The sequence below is a fragment of the Arthrobacter sp. SD1074B genome, assembly GCF_056780195.1.
Map to the genome: position 1 here is coordinate 244,402 of NZ_JBRAZT010000001.1, position 15,996 is coordinate 260,397.

Annotated in this window: 15 protein-coding genes; 9 read left to right on the forward strand and 6 right to left on the reverse strand. The window is 66.5% G+C overall.

Translation table 11 applies throughout. The annotated features are described in order from the left end of the window. Positions 1 to 4: 4 nt before the first annotated feature. On the reverse strand, positions 5 to 922 hold the full coding sequence (locus tag ACUYM2_RS01185; RefSeq protein ID WP_481598402.1) for a LysR family transcriptional regulator: 918 nt from the start codon (positions 920 to 922) through the stop codon (positions 5 to 7). Positions 923 to 1,055: 133 nt separating this feature from the next. Here ACUYM2_RS01185 and ACUYM2_RS01190 point away from each other — a divergent pair, with 133 nt between their 5' ends. The 3 genes from ACUYM2_RS01190 (at position 1,056) to ACUYM2_RS01200 (ending at position 3,984) form a co-directional block, all read left to right on the forward strand. Further along, positions 1,056 to 2,435: an MFS transporter gene (locus tag ACUYM2_RS01190; RefSeq protein ID WP_481598403.1), complete on the forward strand. Its 1,380-nt coding sequence runs from the start codon at positions 1,056 to 1,058 to the stop codon at positions 2,433 to 2,435. Between the two features lie 63 nt (positions 2,436 to 2,498). Continuing rightward, entirely contained in the window at positions 2,499 to 3,248 is a 750-nt protein-coding gene (locus tag ACUYM2_RS01195) for a 3-hydroxybutyrate dehydrogenase (protein ID WP_481598404.1), read from the forward strand. A gap of 103 nt (positions 3,249 to 3,351) precedes the next feature. After that, the gene (locus ACUYM2_RS01200) at positions 3,352 to 3,984 is read left to right on the forward strand and encodes a flavin reductase family protein (protein WP_481598405.1); all 633 of its coding nucleotides are present in this window, start codon (positions 3,352 to 3,354) and stop codon (positions 3,982 to 3,984) included. An 85-nt stretch (positions 3,985 to 4,069) separates the two neighbouring features. On the opposite strand, the gene ACUYM2_RS01205 is transcribed toward ACUYM2_RS01200, so the two are convergent. From ACUYM2_RS01205 to ACUYM2_RS01215, 3 genes are all read right to left on the reverse strand, one after another. Continuing rightward, positions 4,070 to 5,149: an ABC transporter substrate-binding protein gene (locus ACUYM2_RS01205; protein WP_481598406.1), complete on the reverse strand. Its 1,080-nt coding sequence runs from the start codon at positions 5,147 to 5,149 to the stop codon at positions 4,070 to 4,072. 99 nt (positions 5,150 to 5,248) lie between these two features. Further along, on the reverse strand, positions 5,249 to 6,091 hold the full coding sequence (locus ACUYM2_RS01210) for an ABC transporter permease (protein WP_481598407.1): 843 nt from the start codon (positions 6,089 to 6,091) through the stop codon (positions 5,249 to 5,251). Continuing rightward, a complete protein-coding gene (locus ACUYM2_RS01215) occupies positions 6,088 to 6,927 on the reverse strand; it encodes an ABC transporter ATP-binding protein (RefSeq protein WP_481598408.1) in 840 nt (279 codons plus the stop codon). The genes ACUYM2_RS01210 and ACUYM2_RS01215 overlap by 4 nt, the downstream gene beginning before the upstream one ends. Before the next feature lie 256 nt (positions 6,928 to 7,183). Here ACUYM2_RS01215 and ACUYM2_RS01220 point away from each other — a divergent pair, with 256 nt between their 5' ends. The 3 genes from ACUYM2_RS01220 to ACUYM2_RS01230 all read left to right on the forward strand — a co-directional run bounded on the left by ACUYM2_RS01220 (position 7,184) and on the right by ACUYM2_RS01230 (position 10,286). Continuing rightward, on the forward strand, positions 7,184 to 7,981 hold the full coding sequence (locus tag ACUYM2_RS01220) for an IclR family transcriptional regulator (protein ID WP_481598409.1): 798 nt from the start codon (positions 7,184 to 7,186) through the stop codon (positions 7,979 to 7,981). 116 nt (positions 7,982 to 8,097) lie between these two features. Then, the gene (locus tag ACUYM2_RS01225) at positions 8,098 to 9,369 is read left to right on the forward strand and encodes a CaiB/BaiF CoA transferase family protein (RefSeq protein WP_481598410.1); all 1,272 of its coding nucleotides are present in this window, start codon (positions 8,098 to 8,100) and stop codon (positions 9,367 to 9,369) included. Then, a complete protein-coding gene (locus ACUYM2_RS01230) occupies positions 9,369 to 10,286 on the forward strand; it encodes a hydroxymethylglutaryl-CoA lyase (RefSeq protein WP_481598411.1) in 918 nt (305 codons plus the stop codon). Before ACUYM2_RS01225 ends, ACUYM2_RS01230 begins: the two co-directional genes overlap by 1 nt. A 29-nt stretch (positions 10,287 to 10,315) precedes the next feature. On the opposite strand, the gene ACUYM2_RS01235 is transcribed toward ACUYM2_RS01230, so the two are convergent. Both ACUYM2_RS01235 and ACUYM2_RS01240 read right to left on the reverse strand, forming a co-directional pair. After that, positions 10,316 to 10,579, reverse strand: coding sequence for a hypothetical protein (locus ACUYM2_RS01235; RefSeq protein WP_481598412.1), 264 nt, complete (start codon positions 10,577 to 10,579; stop codon positions 10,316 to 10,318). A 137-nt stretch (positions 10,580 to 10,716) separates the two neighbouring features. Continuing rightward, positions 10,717 to 11,232 carry a hypothetical protein gene (locus ACUYM2_RS01240; protein WP_481598413.1) on the reverse strand — a complete coding sequence of 172 codons (516 nt, stop codon included), beginning with the start codon at positions 11,230 to 11,232 and terminating at the stop codon, positions 10,717 to 10,719. Between the two features lie 217 nt (positions 11,233 to 11,449). Between ACUYM2_RS01240 and ACUYM2_RS01245 the strand changes: the two genes are divergently transcribed. The 3 genes from ACUYM2_RS01245 (at position 11,450) to hutH (ending at position 15,861) form a co-directional block, all read left to right on the forward strand. After that, positions 11,450 to 12,310, forward strand: coding sequence for an IclR family transcriptional regulator (locus ACUYM2_RS01245; protein WP_481598414.1), 861 nt, complete (start codon positions 11,450 to 11,452; stop codon positions 12,308 to 12,310). 160 nt (positions 12,311 to 12,470) lie between these two features. Next, positions 12,471 to 14,168: a urocanate hydratase gene (locus tag ACUYM2_RS01250; protein WP_481598415.1), complete on the forward strand. Its 1,698-nt coding sequence runs from the start codon at positions 12,471 to 12,473 to the stop codon at positions 14,166 to 14,168. Between the two features lie 100 nt (positions 14,169 to 14,268). Further along, positions 14,269 to 15,861: a histidine ammonia-lyase gene (hutH, locus tag ACUYM2_RS01255; protein ID WP_481598416.1), complete on the forward strand. Its 1,593-nt coding sequence runs from the start codon at positions 14,269 to 14,271 to the stop codon at positions 15,859 to 15,861. Positions 15,862 to 15,996: the final 135 nt, after the last annotated feature.

A 15,996-nucleotide genomic window follows, 5' to 3' on the forward strand; every position in this document is an offset into this window, starting at 1 on the left:
ACGCCTACGGAGCAACCGATGAGCCTCCGCCGCGGCCCATCAACGCCTCCCGGTGCGCGTCCGTCTGTTCGCGCAGGGCCTGGACGAGCGCGGCGACGGCGGGGCGGCGCATCGAGTCGGGCCGCAGGACCATCCAGTAGGGGAGCAGCTCCGCGAACTCATCCGGCAGCAGCCTGACCAGGTCCGGGTGCAGGTCGGCGGCGAAGCAGGGCAGGAAGCCGATTCCGGCGCCGGCGCGTGTCGCCTCAACGTGGACAAAAACGTTGGTGGAGCTCAGCCCGTCCCGCATGGTCGGCACCAACCGCCGCGGGGCGTCGAGGTCGTCCACCTGGAGCATGGAGTCGACAAAGTAGACCAGCGGATGCGCCTTCAGTTCCTCCACCGAGCGCGGCGTTCCGTACTCGGTGAGGTAGCTGCGCGAGGCGTACATGCCCAGCATGTACTCACCGAGCCGGGCCGCCTCGGCCCGGTGCACCTGCGGCTCGCCGACCACCACCTCGATGTCGAGGCCGGAGCGCTGCTGCAGCGCCCGCCGGGTCACCGTGATGATCTCCACGCTGAGTCCCGGGTGGTGGCGGCGCAACCGGGCCACCGCCGGGGCGGCGATATAGGCGCTGAACCCGTCCGTGGCGGTCATCCGGACGACGCCGGTGACGGGGTCCGGTGTCGTCCCCGGCTTTTCGAGCGAGCGCACCGCACCCTCCACCTGCTCGGCCACGGCGACGGCCGCGGCGCCGAGTTCGGTCAGCTCCCAGCCTCCCGCGGCCCGCGACAGCACCCGTCCGCCCAGGGCCTTCTCCAGGGCCGCGATCCGGCGGGAGACCGTGGTGTGGTTCAGTCCCAGGACCTGGGCCGCCGTCGTGAATTTCGCCGAGCGGGAGACCGCCAGCAGCACCAGCAGGTCGTCAGGGTTCGCATTCATATCTGCAATTCTGCACATACATCGTGCCGCTTTGGCCATTGAGCCGCCCGGAATGTGCGGCGATACTCGATGAGGCCCATTTTCAGTGCCGTGCATCACAGCGCGTGTCATCGTGGACACTAAGGAGAACCGGATGAGCGTAGATCAACGCTCCGCAACACCCCCTGCCACCGCACCCAAGGGTGCAGGGCTCAAGAAAATCGTCGCCGCATCGATGGTCGGCACCGTCGTGGAGTGGTACGAATTCTTCCTCTACGCCACCGCCGCCACCCTGGTGTTCGGCAAGTACTTCTTCCCCGCCACCGGCAATGAGCTGGACGGCATTATCCAGGCGTTCCTGACCTACGCCGTCGGCTTCGTCGCCCGCCCGCTCGGCGGCATCGTCTTCGGCCAGATCGGCGACAGGCTGGGCCGCAAACCCACCCTGCAGCTGACCATCGTGATCATCGGTGTGTCCACGTTCCTGATGGGCTGCCTCCCCGGATTTGCCGACATCGGCTACCTCGCGCCGGCACTGCTGGTCGCGCTGCGCTTCATCCAGGGCTTCGCGCTGGGCGGCGAATGGGGCGGCGCCGTGCTGCTCGTCGCCGAACACAGCCCGAACGAGTCGCGCGGGTTCTGGTCCAGCTGGCCCCAGGCCGCCGTCCCGGTCGGCAACCTGCTGGCCACCCTCGTGCTGTTCATCATGTCCAACGTCCTCAGCGCCGCGGATTTCCTCGGCTGGGGCTGGCGCGTGGCGTTCTGGCTTTCCGCGGTGATTGTGTTCGTCGGCTACTACATCCGCACCAACGTTGCCGAAGCCCCGATCTTCCTCGAGGCCAAGGCGCAGCTTGAGCATGAGCAGGCCGCCAGCTACGGCGTCCGCGAAGTCATCCGCAAGTACCCCAAGGGCATCCTGCAGGCCATGGGCCTCCGGTTCGCGGAGAACATCATGTACTACCTCGTGGTGAGCTTTGCGATCGTTTACCTCAAGAGCGTCCACAAGTATGACACGTCCTCGCTGCTGCTGGCACTGCTGATTGCCCACCTCATTCACTTCCTGGTCATCCCGCAGATCGGACGGCTCGTTGACAGCTGGGGCCGAAAGCCGGTCTACCTGGTCGGTGCCATCACCGGTGCCACCTGGCCGTTCTTCGCCTTCCCGATGTTCGACACCCGCAACCCGGTGGTCATTGTGCTGGCTGTGACGATCGGCCTGTGCCTGCACGCCTTCATGTACGCCGGCCAGCCGGCCCTGATGTCCGAACTGTTCCCGACCCGGATGCGCTACGCCGGCGTCTCGCTGGGCTCGCAGGTCACCTCGATCTTCGCCGGGTCGCTGGCACCGCTGCTGGCCACCGCGTGGCTCAAGGACACCGGCTCCTGGCTGCCCACCGCCATCTACCTCGTCGTGGCCTGCGCCATCACCACGGGGGCAGTGCTGAGCCTCAAGGAGACCAAGGGCGTCGCCCTCGAGGACGTGGACCGGGCCGACGCCGAACGTGAGAGCCTCGCCGTCGCGGGCGTCCGCTGAACTGCTCGACTCTGACCTGCTTGAATCTGATCACCGTGAATTTCTGAACTGGAGGGCTGGGAAATGGAAAATACGCTCAACGGCCGCAAGGCACTGGTCACCGGCGGCGCGGGCGGGATCGGCGCAGCCAGCGTCCGTGCCCTCGCCGCGCGGGGCGCGAAGGTGGTGGTTGCCGACGTCGACGAAGCCGCCGCCACCGCCCTGGCCGACGAGGTCGGGGGGACCGCGTGGGGGGTCAACCTGCTCGACGTCGAAGCGCTGCAGACGCTCAGCCTGGATTGCGACATCCTGGTCAACAACGCCGGGATCCAGCGCATCAGCCCGATCGAGGACTTCGATCCGGCCGATTTCCGGCGCATCGTCACGCTCATGCTGGAGGCCCCGTTCCTGCTGATCCGGGCCGCGCTGCCGCACATGTACGCCAATGGCTTCGGCCGGATCATCAACCTGTCCTCGGTGCACGGACTCCGGGCCTCGCCGTTCAAGAGCGCCTACGTCTCCGCGAAGCACGGGCTGGAAGGGCTGAGCAAGGTCACGGCGCTGGAGGGCGGCGCCCACGGTGTCACGTCCAACTGCATCAACCCCGGGTATGTCCGGACGCCGCTGGTCGAATCGCAGATCGCGGACCAGGCCAAAGTGCACGGCATCCCGGAGTCCGAGGTGCTGAGCAAGATCATGCTCACCGAGGCCGCCGTGAAGCGGCTGGTCGAACCCGAGGAGGTAGCCTCGCTGGTGGCCTGGCTGGCCTCGAACGACGCCGGCATGGTCACCGGCGCGAGCTACACGATGGACGGCGGCTGGTCCGCGCGGTAGGCCGATGGCGCTGTTCCTTTTCTTCTGACCCGCCACGCGGACCGGCCCGGGCACCACTGCCCGGGCCGGTCCGCGTGGCGGGTCATGCCGCTAGGCTGGGCGAATGCGCAAGGATTTCAGCCCCGCCGACCTGCCCTCCGCGGAGTTTTACCGGCTGCTGACCGCCGTCGTCGTTCCCCGTCCCATCGCCTGGGTGTCCAGCACCTCCGCCGAAGGGGTGGACAATCTCGCTCCGCATTCCTTCTTCACTGTCGCCTCGGTGACACCGCCAATCGTCCAGTTCACCTCGGTGGGCCGGAAGGACACGCTGCGGAACATCTCCGCGCGCGGTGAATTTGTGGTCAATCTTGCTCCGGCTGATTTCATCGCGGAGGTGAACGCGACCGGCACCAACTTCCCGCCGGACGTCAGCGAGTTCGACGCCGCCCACGTCACCCGGGAGGCCAGCCTGACCGTCAGCGTGCCGCGGGTGGCGGAGTCGCCGGCGGCTCTGGAGTGCCGGCTGCATTCGGTCCTGCCCATGGGCGACTGCGTCCTGGTGTTCGGCGAGGTTACCCACGCCGCGATTTCCGACGACGTCCTGGAGGGCAATCACCCGCGGGTCGACCTGCTCGGACCGCTGGCGCGGCTCGGGCGCGACGAATGGGGGCACCTGGGGCCGGTTCAGGAGCTCAGCCGTATCCGAAGGTCCGACTGGCCGGGCGACTTCCGGCGGAGGGGCGAACGAGGGGCCTAACGCCCCCGGTCGGCCGCCGTCGGGCCGGCAACGAGGGGGCCCGCCGTCCGGTACCGGACGTCGGGCCCCCTCGCAGGACGGGTTTCTACTTCAGGAACTCGTTCGTGTACGTTTCCGCCAGCTTGATGTCCTTGTTTCCAACTTCGGGGTTGGCGACCTGCTGAGTCTTCAACACGGCCTGGACGCCGTCCTCGGTGAAGGTGCCGTCCTTGCTCAGCGTCTTTTTCAGGTCTTCGATCACCTTGGCGTAAAGGGCTTTGTCGTCGCCGGCAAATTTCGCCGGCATCTTTGCGGCGATCTCCTCGCCGGAATGCCCGGCGATGAATTCGAGGGTTCGTTTTATGGCTTTAGCGAGCTTGCCTGCCGTCTCCTTATTGGCGTCCAGCCACTCGGTTTTGGCGTAGAGACTGGAGGACGGCCAGGCATCGGTCTCGAAGACTTCCTTGAGTCCGTCGGCCGAACGGACATCTTCCAGAATCACGGGATCGTGGCCGATCCGTTTGGTCAGAACAGACACGTCCGGCTCGAGCATGACGGCCGCATCGACCTGGCCCTGCTCAACGGCTGCCACCGCCGAGGAGCCCGCACCGATGGCCGAGACCGACGCGTCGGTCTTCTGCATGCCGTTCTTCGCCAGGAGGTACTTGATAAACATGTCAGTGGAAGATCCGGGGGACGTCACACCCACGTTCTTGCCCTTGAGATCGGCGAGGGTTTTAATCTTTCCCTCGTTCTTGGGGGAAACCAGCAGCGCCAGGCCGGAAGACCTGCCCATATCCACGAACGCCTTAATCTGCTGGTTCTTGGCCTGCATCTGGATAGTGTGCTCGTAGTATCCGCTCGTCACGTTGGTGCTTCCGCCGATCATGGCTGTCAGCGCCTTCGAGCCTCCCTGCAGGTCCTGGAGCTCGACGTTGACGCCGGCCTCCTTGTAGTACCCGAGTTCCTGCGCAAGTGTCGTGGGAAGGTACGTCAGCAGGGTCTGACCGCCAATGCCGATGGTCACTTTGGGACTGCCGTCCCCACCGGCCGCGGCTCCGCCGGACTGGCCCGGAGGTGCCGCGGAGGGAGTGCCGCAGGCGGAAAGAGCCAGGGCGGCGGCGGCGATAAGGGTGAGCGGGCGGATGCGGGCCCGGCGCCTTTGCCGGTTTTCGTGCTGTGTCATCTGAGGTCCCTTCTAGGCAGTGATGATGGATTGGTCCGGCCCGAGATGTCGGGCGAGTGCCGGCTGGCGCCGATTGGACGGAGTGGAACGCGTGTTTATCTAGGACGTCTGGACCGGGCGCCAGCGGAGCAGGTGCCGTTCCAGGCGATTCACGAGGAGGTCGATGATGAGGACCACAATCATCAGGATGAACATCCCGGCAAAGACGCCTTTCGTGTCGAAGACTCCCTGCGCCTGGGCGATCGCGTAGCCCACGCCGGCAGATGCGCCGAGGTATTCGCCCACCACAGCACCGGTGATGGCGAAACCCACGCTGATGTGCAGGCTGGAGAAGATCCAGGTCAGGGCGCTGGGGATGAAGACATGGCGGAGCAGTTGCTTTTCGGATGCACCCAGCATCCGGGCATTATCAACCAGTACGCGGTCAACGCTCTTGACGCCCTCGAGGGTGTTGAAGAAGACGATGAAGAATACGAGCGTGAAGCCGAAAGCAACCTTGGACCAAATGCCCAGACCGAACCAGAGCAGGAAGATCGGTGCGAGCACTACGCGGGGAAGGGCGTTGAACATCTGCAGGAACGGCTCCAGCAAGCGCTCTAGGAAACGGACCCGGGCCAGGACGAAACCGAGGAGTAGCCCCGCGGCGGCTCCCACGATGAAGGCGAGAATGGCTTCCTGCATGGTTACCCACAGATGCGGGAATACGAACCCGGATGAGACCCACACCCAAACAGTCTGGAAGATGTCGGAGGGAAGCGGAAAAAAGAACTCATCCACGATGCCGGCGCGGACCGAAAGCTCCCACGCGCCGAGGACTGCGATGGTGAGGAGGAGCTGCGTGCTCCGCATCACCAATGGGCTCTCCATTCTGCGGCCACGCCGCCCGGCACCACCGTCCAGCGCTGCCGAGAGGCCGCTTTTCTTTGATTCCAGAAGAGTCATGCGACTTCGCCTTCTTCCGCCAGCGCCGTTTCGTAGGTCTTGGAAACTTCGACTTTCAATCGGCCCCAGATCTCCCGGTGCAAGGTTACGAACTGTGGGTCATCGCGGATATCGAGCAGGTCTCGGGGCCGCGGAATATCGATTTCGTAGCTTCCGACGACAGTGCTCCCGGGCCCGGCGCCGAGGATTACCACTTCGTCCGACAGTGCTATGGCTTCGTCCAGGTCGTGGGTGATGAAGACGACTGCCTTGCCCGATTCCTGCCAGAGCTGAAGCAGTTCGTTCTCCATGATCTGGCGGGTCTGCACGTCGAGGGCTGAAAAGGGCTCATCCATGAGCAGCACGTCCGGGTTGACGATCCAGGCCTGCGCGATGGCTGTGCGCTTGCGCATGCCGCCGCTGAGCTGGTGGGGGTAGCGGTCCGCGAAATTTTTGAGTCCGACCTTTTCGAGCCAGCGCCGGGCCTCGGAGTGGGCTTCCGCCTTGGACACACCTGCCATTGTCAGCCCGAGGCTCACGTTGTCTATCACTGTCTTCCACGGCAGCAGGGGATCCTGCTGGAACATGTACGAGGCCCGCCGGTTTACCCCGCTCACGGGTTCTCCAAAGCTCATGACCTCGCCGGCGCTCGGCGTCAGCAGCCCTGCCGCCATGTTCAAGATGGTGGACTTGCCGGAACCGGTGGGGCCGACGATCGAGACGAACCGTCCGGGCTCCACCTTGAGGTTGATGTCCCGGACGGCGAAGTAGGTCTCACCCCCGGGCGTCGGGAACTGTTTGGTGCACCCGGTGAGTTCCACCGCGTACGTTGACGTGTCTGCCTGTGCAGCTGGCATCATTGCACTCTTCCCGGCCACGGGTGGCCGATTTTTCTCGCTGCTGATCCTTACTGGGTCGGACATGTGTGCGTCGCCTCCACGCTCCCTGTGTCGGCTCTGACACGTCGGGCGCTAAATTCCACATCGTGGGTTCACCATCATGATGCGGACCTGATGCTAACAGTAACCCACGTCACACTCAATGGGGGCTGCTGTTTTGCGCCGTCCCGTCGCCGGGACAGGTACCGCAGTCCCTGGCTCATACACTTTGTCTATGAGTCCCACCGAATCCTCGGGCACGCCATTGCTGGTCCTGCGAAAGATCACGGCAATCCTGGACGCCTTTTCCCTTGCCCGGCCGGAACTTTCGCTGGCCGACATCCGCGCCGTGACGGGGGTCCCCCACTCAACGGTGCAGCGCCTTGTGGCGAACATGGTCCAAGAGGGCATCCTGGACCGTCACGGGGACAAGTTCAGGGTGGGAGTCCGGATGGCCCATTGGGCGGCGCCGGCCACTCAGGGGCTCGACTTCCTTGAATTGCTCACGCCGGTGCTGCGCAGGTTGCGAGACGAACTCGGCGAGACCGCCTGCATTTTTCGGGAATCCCAAGGGAAGCGGGTGTGTATAGCCCTTGCGGAGACCAGGCGGATGCTCAGGAGAGTGGTTCAGGTCGGTGAAATAATGCCTCTCCATGTGGGCGCTGCCGGGCGTGTCCTCATGGCCTGGACCCCGGATGTTGCCGAGCAGATCTATCAGTCCGGACTGCATTCGCTGACGGACCAGACGATTACCGACGCCGCAAGCCTGGAGGCCGCCGTCGCCAAGACCAGGGCGGACGGGTTCGCCATCACCACCGGGGAGCGCGTCTCGGGTGCGAGCGGAATCTCCGCCCCGATCTTCGGACCGCAGGGCGAACTGTACGGCGCGCTCACCGTCATGGGCCCGGCCATGCGGATGCCCTACGACGTCTGTGCCTCGTGGGTGGAACCCGTCCTGGCAGCGGCGGAGGAAGCGACGAGAGTCATCGGAGGAGTAGTTCCGCCGGAATGGCTACCCACATCATGGATTTAGGTCCACAATGTGAAATGTCCTTCCGCTTTGAAAGGACGGTTAAGTAGGCTCCCGCTAACTGAATCCGCGCCGTCTGACGCGGATATTGCCGGCGCCGGCAGAACAGGAGTCCCAAAATGGTGAACGTTTCCCAAACCGCCATGCGAGGCGACGAGCCAAGCACTGCCACTGAGTCATCCCCGCAGCCCATGCCCGGCCCGCTGGCCGGAGTGCGTGTCCTGGAACTCGGGTCTCTGATTGCCGGCCCCTTCGCGGGCCGCCAACTTGCTGACTTCGGTGCTGAGGTGATCAAGATCGAGTCGCCCAGCCGGCCCGATCCAATGCGGGAATGGGGTAGGGCGCGGGTCCAGGGGCACACGCTATGGTGGTCCGTGCAGTCCCGCGGAAAGAAGTGCGTGACGCTCGATCTGAAAGCGCCGCGGGGACGCGAACTGTTCCTGGAACTCTGCCAGGAAGCTGACGTGATCCTGGAGAACTTCCGCCCGGGCACGCTTGAGAAGCTTGGCTTGGGCCCCGACGAACTCTGGAAGGCGAACCCCGGGCTCATTGTTGCCAGGGTGTCAGGCTACGGCCAAACGGGACCGGAGGCGCAAAAGCCCGGTTACGCGTCTGTGGCCGAGGCGCGGGGAGGGTTGCGGTACCTCAATGGCTACCCGGACCAGGCGCCCCCCCGAACCGGGATCTCGCTCGGGGACAGCTTGGCGTCGCTCTACGCGCTGCAGGGCATTCTGCTTGCCCTCTACTGGCGGGACGCCCGGGGCGGAACAGGGCAAGTGGTGGACGTGTCTCTCGTGGAAGCGTGCTTTTCACTCCTGGAGAGCGCCGTCCCGGATTACGCTGCGGCCGGTGTTGTCCCGGGTCCCAGCGGCTCGGGACTGAAGGGGATCGCGCCGTCGAACATCTTCCGCTCCAGCGACGGCAAGTGGGTCGTCATTGCCGCAAACCAGGACTCCGTTTTCGTGCGACTGGCGGCCGCGATGGGGCGCCCAGAACTGGTGTCGGACGCGCGCTACAGCAATCACACGGCCCGGGGGACGCACCAGGAGGCGCTGGAGTCCGTGATCGCCGAGTGGGCGGCAAGCCACAGCCACGACGAACTCACCTCGCTCCTCGACCGGCACGCCGTGCCGAACAGCCCGGTCAGCAGCATCGAGGACATTTTTGCAGATCCCCAGCTGCGAGCAAGGGGAATGCTAGTGGAGGTGCCGGACGAGCAGCTCGGCACAGTGGTCCAACCGGGAATCATCCCCAGGCTGACACGCAGTGCCGGGCAGATTGGCTGGAACGGGCCGCTGACTCCGGGCTCCCACAATCGCGACATTTATGAGGGCCTGCTCAAGCTCTCCGGCGGAGAGCTCCAGCAAGCCCGGGACGAAGGAGCTATCTAATGACCGACATACAAGCCCGGCGGCCCGTCTCCGTTGTCGACGTCAGTCCCCGGGACGGACTCCAGAACGAAAAAGTGCCGGTCAGTACGGGGGACAAGCTGCGGCTCATTAACGAGCTCATCTCGCTGGGGGCGCGGCGGATTGAAGCCGTCAGCTTCGTGAATCCCCGCAAGGTCCCGCAGATGGCGGACGCTGAGGCTGTCATGGCTGGAGTGCCTCGCGATAGTGGCGCCAGCTTCATCGGTCTGGTCCTGAATACCAAGGGCGCGGTCCGTGCCGCGGACGCGGGCGTGGACGAGATGAACTACGTTCTGCCCGTGACGGACGCTTTTGCCGCCGCAAACCAGAACACGACGGTGGCCGCGGCCCTCGACTCCTTGGAGGAGGTGTCCTCCATCGCCGCCGCGGCATCGGTTCCACTCACGGTGACGGCCGCGGTCGCATTCGGCTGTCCGTACCAGGGCGACGTGCCGGGGGAACAGACTCTTTCCGCGGTCCGCAGCGCGTTGCAGCGTGCGAAGCTGGCCGAGGTGGCGCTCGCTGACACCATCGGCTGCGCCGTTCCATGGCAGGTCGGAGAGGTCTTCGCCGCGCTCCGAGCCGAAACGGGCGTCCCGTTGCGGGCGCATCTGCACGAGACGCGTCACACCGCCCTCGCCAATACGTACGCGGCCATGGCGGCCGGCGTCGCCGTCTTCGACAGTGCGGTAGGAGGCCTGGGGGGCTGCCCCTTCGCCCCCGGCGCCGCTGGCAACGTCTCCACCGAAGACCTGGTCTGGATGCTGGGTCGAGCCGGGTTCGAAACGGAGATTGATCCCGAGCGCGCCACGGAACTCGGCCGCTGGATTTGCGCCAAAGTGGGGACGGTGCCGCGTTCCGGGCTTGCCGGTGCGGGTGTTTTTCCGAAACCTGCCTGAGTCGCCGGCCTAATGCTGGGGGCCGGGATCTAGTCGGGGTGCCGCACGTTCCGGTGGTCGAAGAAAACCAGGCTCCCGGCCGGGGTGCCGGGAATGCGAAGGCCGACGTACGGGGCGCGGATGACCTCGACCCTCCCCTCCCGGCGGCCATTGAAGGGATCATCGCCCACCACCACCTGGCCGATCCGGAACGGGACGCGGCCCTCGCGGAGGCGGTGGACGGCCTGCCCGATTGTCCGGGCAACGCGGCCGGCCGGCTGCGGACGTGCTGGCTGTGCTGGGGGAATGCTCATCGGGGTGCTCCTTGCCTGCGGACTAAGTCCCTTCGCGGGGGACCGGCGGGGCCGGGCTCCCCAGCCTGGCCATCCCCGCTCCGTCGCCCTCGTCTCGCCACTCTAGGAATCAACCCCTCCAGTAACACGAGTAACATTCACCTCTTCTTCCCCAAGAACCACTTGGATGGCCGCCTGTGATACTCGCGTGGCAGCGCCGGGCCGCTGCGCCGGGACTGGCGGCGGAGGTTGCGCCAGTGAACGGCCACGGCCAGTACGATCAGCGGCACGTGGATCGCCGGGAGGTTGTGGGCGAACCACTTCGGCAAATAGATGTCCGTAACGGACCCCGCACTGTCGCCGAGTCGTTGAGCCACCGCCGTCAGCGGGCAATGGAAGCCGTTGCCCGCAAAGATCGCGGTTTCGGCGAGGACGACGGCGCCGGCGACGCCCGCCCGTCGGTCGGAACGTCCCCGGATCCCGGAGTAGAGGACGTAGACCATCGCCGCCTCGATCGTGAACCACGCCAGGGTGTGGACCGTCTTGACGGCTTTCAGCCCCGCCCCCTGAAACGGCACAACCCGTGTGTCCACGCCCGTTACCCGGTCTGCAGCAGGGCGAGCACGGTGAACGAGGCCGTGGGCGACCAGAAACAGTTCTGCAATCCAGTGCACGGCGGTCCTCCTGCGATAACGGGGGCTCCTTCAGTGAACCGCCGCCCCCGCAGCCCGGCTAGGGGCAGAAGTCCTGCGGGCGTGCGCCCCGGCTGGGGCCGCCAAAATGTCCGGTATCCCAGACGCCGGAGTGCGGCGGCACAACCCCGGCTGGAGTGGGGCGGGTGCATGCTTAAGTACGGGATACCGGACACTGCCCGACGTCGAAGAGGAACACATGCCTGTTGCCAGCCAGACCGCCCAGTCCGCGGAAGCCTCCGCCGCCGCGCCGAAGCCGGCTTCTCGGCCGGCGGCTTCCAAGGTGCCGGCGGCCGAGAATACGCTGCGCATCCTGAAACTGCTGGCCTCCAGGCGGGGGCCGATGGCGGCGTCGAACATTGCCACGTCCCTGGGCCTGCCGCGCTCCAGCGTCTATCACCTGCTGGGCGTGATGGAGGCCAACGGCTTCGTGCTGCACCTGCACGAGGAACAGCGCTACGGCCTCGGCATCAGCGCCTTTGAGCTCAGCTCCGCCTATTCCCGCCAGGAGCCGCTTTCCCGGCTGGGTCGGCCGATGCTCGCATCGCTCGTGGACGTGATCGGGGAGAGTGCGCACCTGGCCGTGCTGCACGGCCGGGACGTGCTCTACATCGTCGAGGAGCGGGCCAAGAACCGCCCGTCCCTCGTGACCGACGTCGGCGTCCGACTTCCCAGCCACCTCACTGCTAGCGGCCGCGCAATCCTGGCCGCGCTGCCGAAGTCCCAGGTCCGGGCGCTGTACCCGAACGCCGCTGCCTTCAGCGCCCGGCATGAGACCGAATCGCCCATCACCAAGTATTCCGTGCTGTCCTCACACCTGGACCAGGTCCGGCAGCGGGGCTACGCCACGGAACACGGCGAGGTGACGCCGGGCTTCGGCTCGATCGCGGCCGCCGTCACGGACCACACGGGCTGGCCGACGGCCGCCGTCGCCGTGACGTTCCTGGAGGACAAGCTCCCGGCGGACCAGTGGCCGGTCCTGGCAGCGCGGGTCAAGAAAGTGGCCGACGATCTCTCGGTCCGGATCCATGGGCGCCCCAGCCCGACTAGCTCGCATTAGTTGTCGTTTTGCGCTGCCAAAACGACAACTACTGCCAGTTAGTTGGGTCTGGCATCCCGGACAGCGCCCGCCAGAACCCCCTGTTTCGCGGACTCCGGACAGGCTTTAGTTGATACAGAACCTCTTCCCACGAACCACCCGAGACAACGAAGGAGCCCCCATGGCACCCGCCGATTTCACCACCGGTGCCCGCCCGGTCAAAGCAGCCCGCGGCACCGAGCTCACCGCCAAGAGCTGGCAGACCGAAGCCCCGCTGCGCATGCTGATGAACAACCTGGACCCGGAGGTGGCCGAACGCCCCGATGACCTCGTGGTCTACGGCGGTACCGGCCGCGCGGTCCGCTCCTGGGCCGCGTTCGACGCCATCACCCGCACCCTGGAAACCATGGAGAAGGATGAGACCCTGCTGGTCCAGTCCGGCAAGCCGGTCGGCGTCTTCCGCACCAACGAATGGGCCCCGCGCGTGCTGCTGGCCAACTCCAACCTCGTCGGCGACTGGGCAAACTGGCCCGAATTCCGCCGGCTCGAGGCGGAGGGCCTGATGATGTACGGCCAGATGACCGCCGGGTCGTGGATCTACATCGGCACCCAGGGGATCCTGCAGGGCACTTTCGAAACCTTCGCCGCGATCGCCCGCAAGCTCACTGGCGACGAGAACGGCACCCTCGCTGGCACCTTGACCCTCACCGGCGGCTGCGGCGGCATGGGCGGTGCCCAGCCGCTGGCCGTCACCCTCAACGAGGGCGCCTGCCTGATCGTCGACGTCGACGAAAGCCACCTGCGCCGCCGGGCCGGCAAGCGCTACCTCGACGAGGTGGAGACCGACCTCGACGCCGCCATCGCCAAGGTGCTCAAGGCCAAGGAAGAGCGCCGCGGCTGGTCCGTGGGCTACGTCGGCAACGCCGCCGAGGTCTTCCCGGAGATCCTGCGCCGCCACAACGCCGGCGAGCTCACCGTGGACATCGTCACTGACCAGACCTCGGCCCACGATCCGCTGAGCTACCTTCCCGAGGGCATCACGGTCGAGGAATGGCACCGCGAGGCCGCCGCAGACCCGGAAGGCTTCACCAAAAAAGCCCAGGCCTCGATGGCCAGGCACGTGGCTGCCATGGTCGAGTTCCAGGACGCCGGCGCCGAGGTGTTCGACTATGGCAATTCCATCCGCGACGAGGCCCGCAAGGGAGGCTACATCCGCGCCTTCGAGTTCCCCGGCTTCGTCCCGGCCTACATCCGCCCGCTGTTCTGCGAGGGCCTGGGGCCGTTCCGCTGGGTGGCGCTCTCCGGCGACCCCGAGGACATCGCCGTGACGGACCGGGCCATTAAGGAGCTCTTCCCGGAGAACAAGCACCTGCACCGCTGGATCGACGCGGCGCAGGAACGCGTCGAGTTTGAAGGCCTGCCGGCCCGCATCTGCTGGCTCGGCTACGGCGACCGCGCCAAGGCCGGCCTGCTGTTCAACCAGCTGGTCAAGGAGGGCAAGGTCAAGGCGCCCATCGTGATCGGCCGCGACCACCTCGACTCCGGCTCCGTCGCGTCCCCGTACCGCGAGACCGAGGCGATGGCCGACGGCTCCGACGCGATCGCCGACTGGCCGCTGCTCAACGCCCTGCTCAACACCGCCTCCGGTGCCACCTGGGTCTCCATCCACCACGGCGGCGGCGTCGGGATCGGCCGTTCCATCCACGCCGGCCAGGTCTCTGTCGCCGACGGCACCGACCTCGCCGCGCAGAAGCTTGAACGCCTGCTCACCAACGACCCCGGCATGGGCGTCATCCGCCACGCCGACGCCGGCTACGAGCGCGCCGTCGAGGTCGCCAAGGAACGTGGCGTCCGCATCCCCATGAACGAAACTCGCTAGCGCCGGTCCCAACCCCACATCGATTGCTCCGCGACTGCCGTTTTGAGACACCAAAAGGGCTCTTGCGGAGCAACCGATGAGAAATCAACAGGAACATCCCATGACTCTCACCACGCACGAACCGCTCACCGTCACCCTCGGCGCCAGCGGAGTCACCGCCGAGGACGTCGTCGCCGTCGCCCGCCACGACGCCAAGGTAGCCATCTCCCAAGACGCCCTCGACGCCGTCGCCAAGGTGCGCGCGCACATCGACGACCTCGCGCACAGCGAGACCCCGGCCTACGGCATCTCCACCGGCTTCGGCGCCTTGGCCAACCGGCACATCCCGAACGAGCTGCGCACCCAGTTGCAGAAGTCGCTGATCCGAAGCCATGCCGCGGGCATGGGCCCGGCCGTGGAACGCGAGGTGGTCCGGGGCATCATGTTCCTGCGCGCCAAGACCCTCGCTTCCGGCCGGACCGGCGTCCGCCCCGTGGTGCTGCAGACGATGGTGGATGTCCTCAACGCCGGCATCACCCCGGTGGTGCGCGAATTCGGCTCGCTGGGCTGCTCGGGCGATCTCGCGCCGCTCTCGCACTGCGCCCTGGTCCTGATGGGCGAAGGCGAGGCGGTGGGCCCGGACGGGGAGCTCTACGGCTCCAAGGACGGCCGTCCGGTCGCGGACCTCCTCGCCGCGCACGGCATTAAACCCGTGACCCTGGCCGAAAAGGAAGGCCTGGCCCTTGTCAACGGCACCGAGGGCATGCTTGGCATGCTGCTGATGGCCATCGCGGACTTGCGCCAGTTGCTCACGACGGCGGACATCACCGCCGCGCTCAGCGTCGAGGCGCTGCTCGGCACCGACCAGGTGTTCCTGCCCGAACTGCACGCCGCGCTGCGGCCGCATCCGGGACAGGCCGCCTCCGCGGACAACATGCTGCGGGTGCTGTCCAATTCACCGATCGTGGCCTCGCACCGGATCAACGACACCAAGGTCCAGGACGCCTACTCGCTGCGCTGCGCGCCGCAGGTGGCCGGCGCCGTCCGTGACACCGTGGACCACGCCGCGCTCGTCGCTTCCCGCGAACTGGCTGCCGCGATCGACAACCCGGTGGTCCTGCCGGACGGGCGGGTCAGCTCCAACGGCAACTTCCACGGCGCCCCGGTGGCCTACGTGCTGGACTTCCTGGCCATTGCCGTCGCGGACCTGAGCTCCATTGCCGAGCGCCGCACCGACCGGATGCTGGACCCGGCCCGCTCGCACGGGCTTCCCGCCTTCCTTGCCGCGGACCCCGGCGTCGACTCCGGCCTGATGATCGCGCAGTACACCCAGGCCGGGCTGGTATCGGACAACAAGCGGCTGGCCGTCCCGGCGTCGGTGGACTCGATCCCGAGCTCGGCCATGCAGGAGGACCACGTGTCGATGGGCTGGCACGCGGCCCGCAAGCTGCGCCGTGCGGTGGAGAACCTCCGCCGCGTCCTCGCGATCGAGCTGGTGACCTCGGCCCGGGCCCTGGACATCCGTACGCAGCTCTCCGGCGGCGAGCTGACGCCGGGACCGGCCGGGACCGCGGTCATCGCGGTGCTGCGCGACGTCGTCGATGGCCCCGGCACCGACCGGTTCCTCTCGCCCGAACTGGAGGCCGCCGACCAACTGGTTGCCTCCGGGAAGGTGCGGGCCGCCGCCGAATCCGCGGTCGGAAATCTGGCCTGACGGCAAACAAAATACGCGGCACGGAGAAATTTCCTGGGGCCCCCGAAATGTTCGGCAACACGGCGGCCGGGGCCCCGGGAAGTGTAGTAAAAATATGAGCAAGCCCACACCAAAGATGTTGTGGCAGGAACCTAC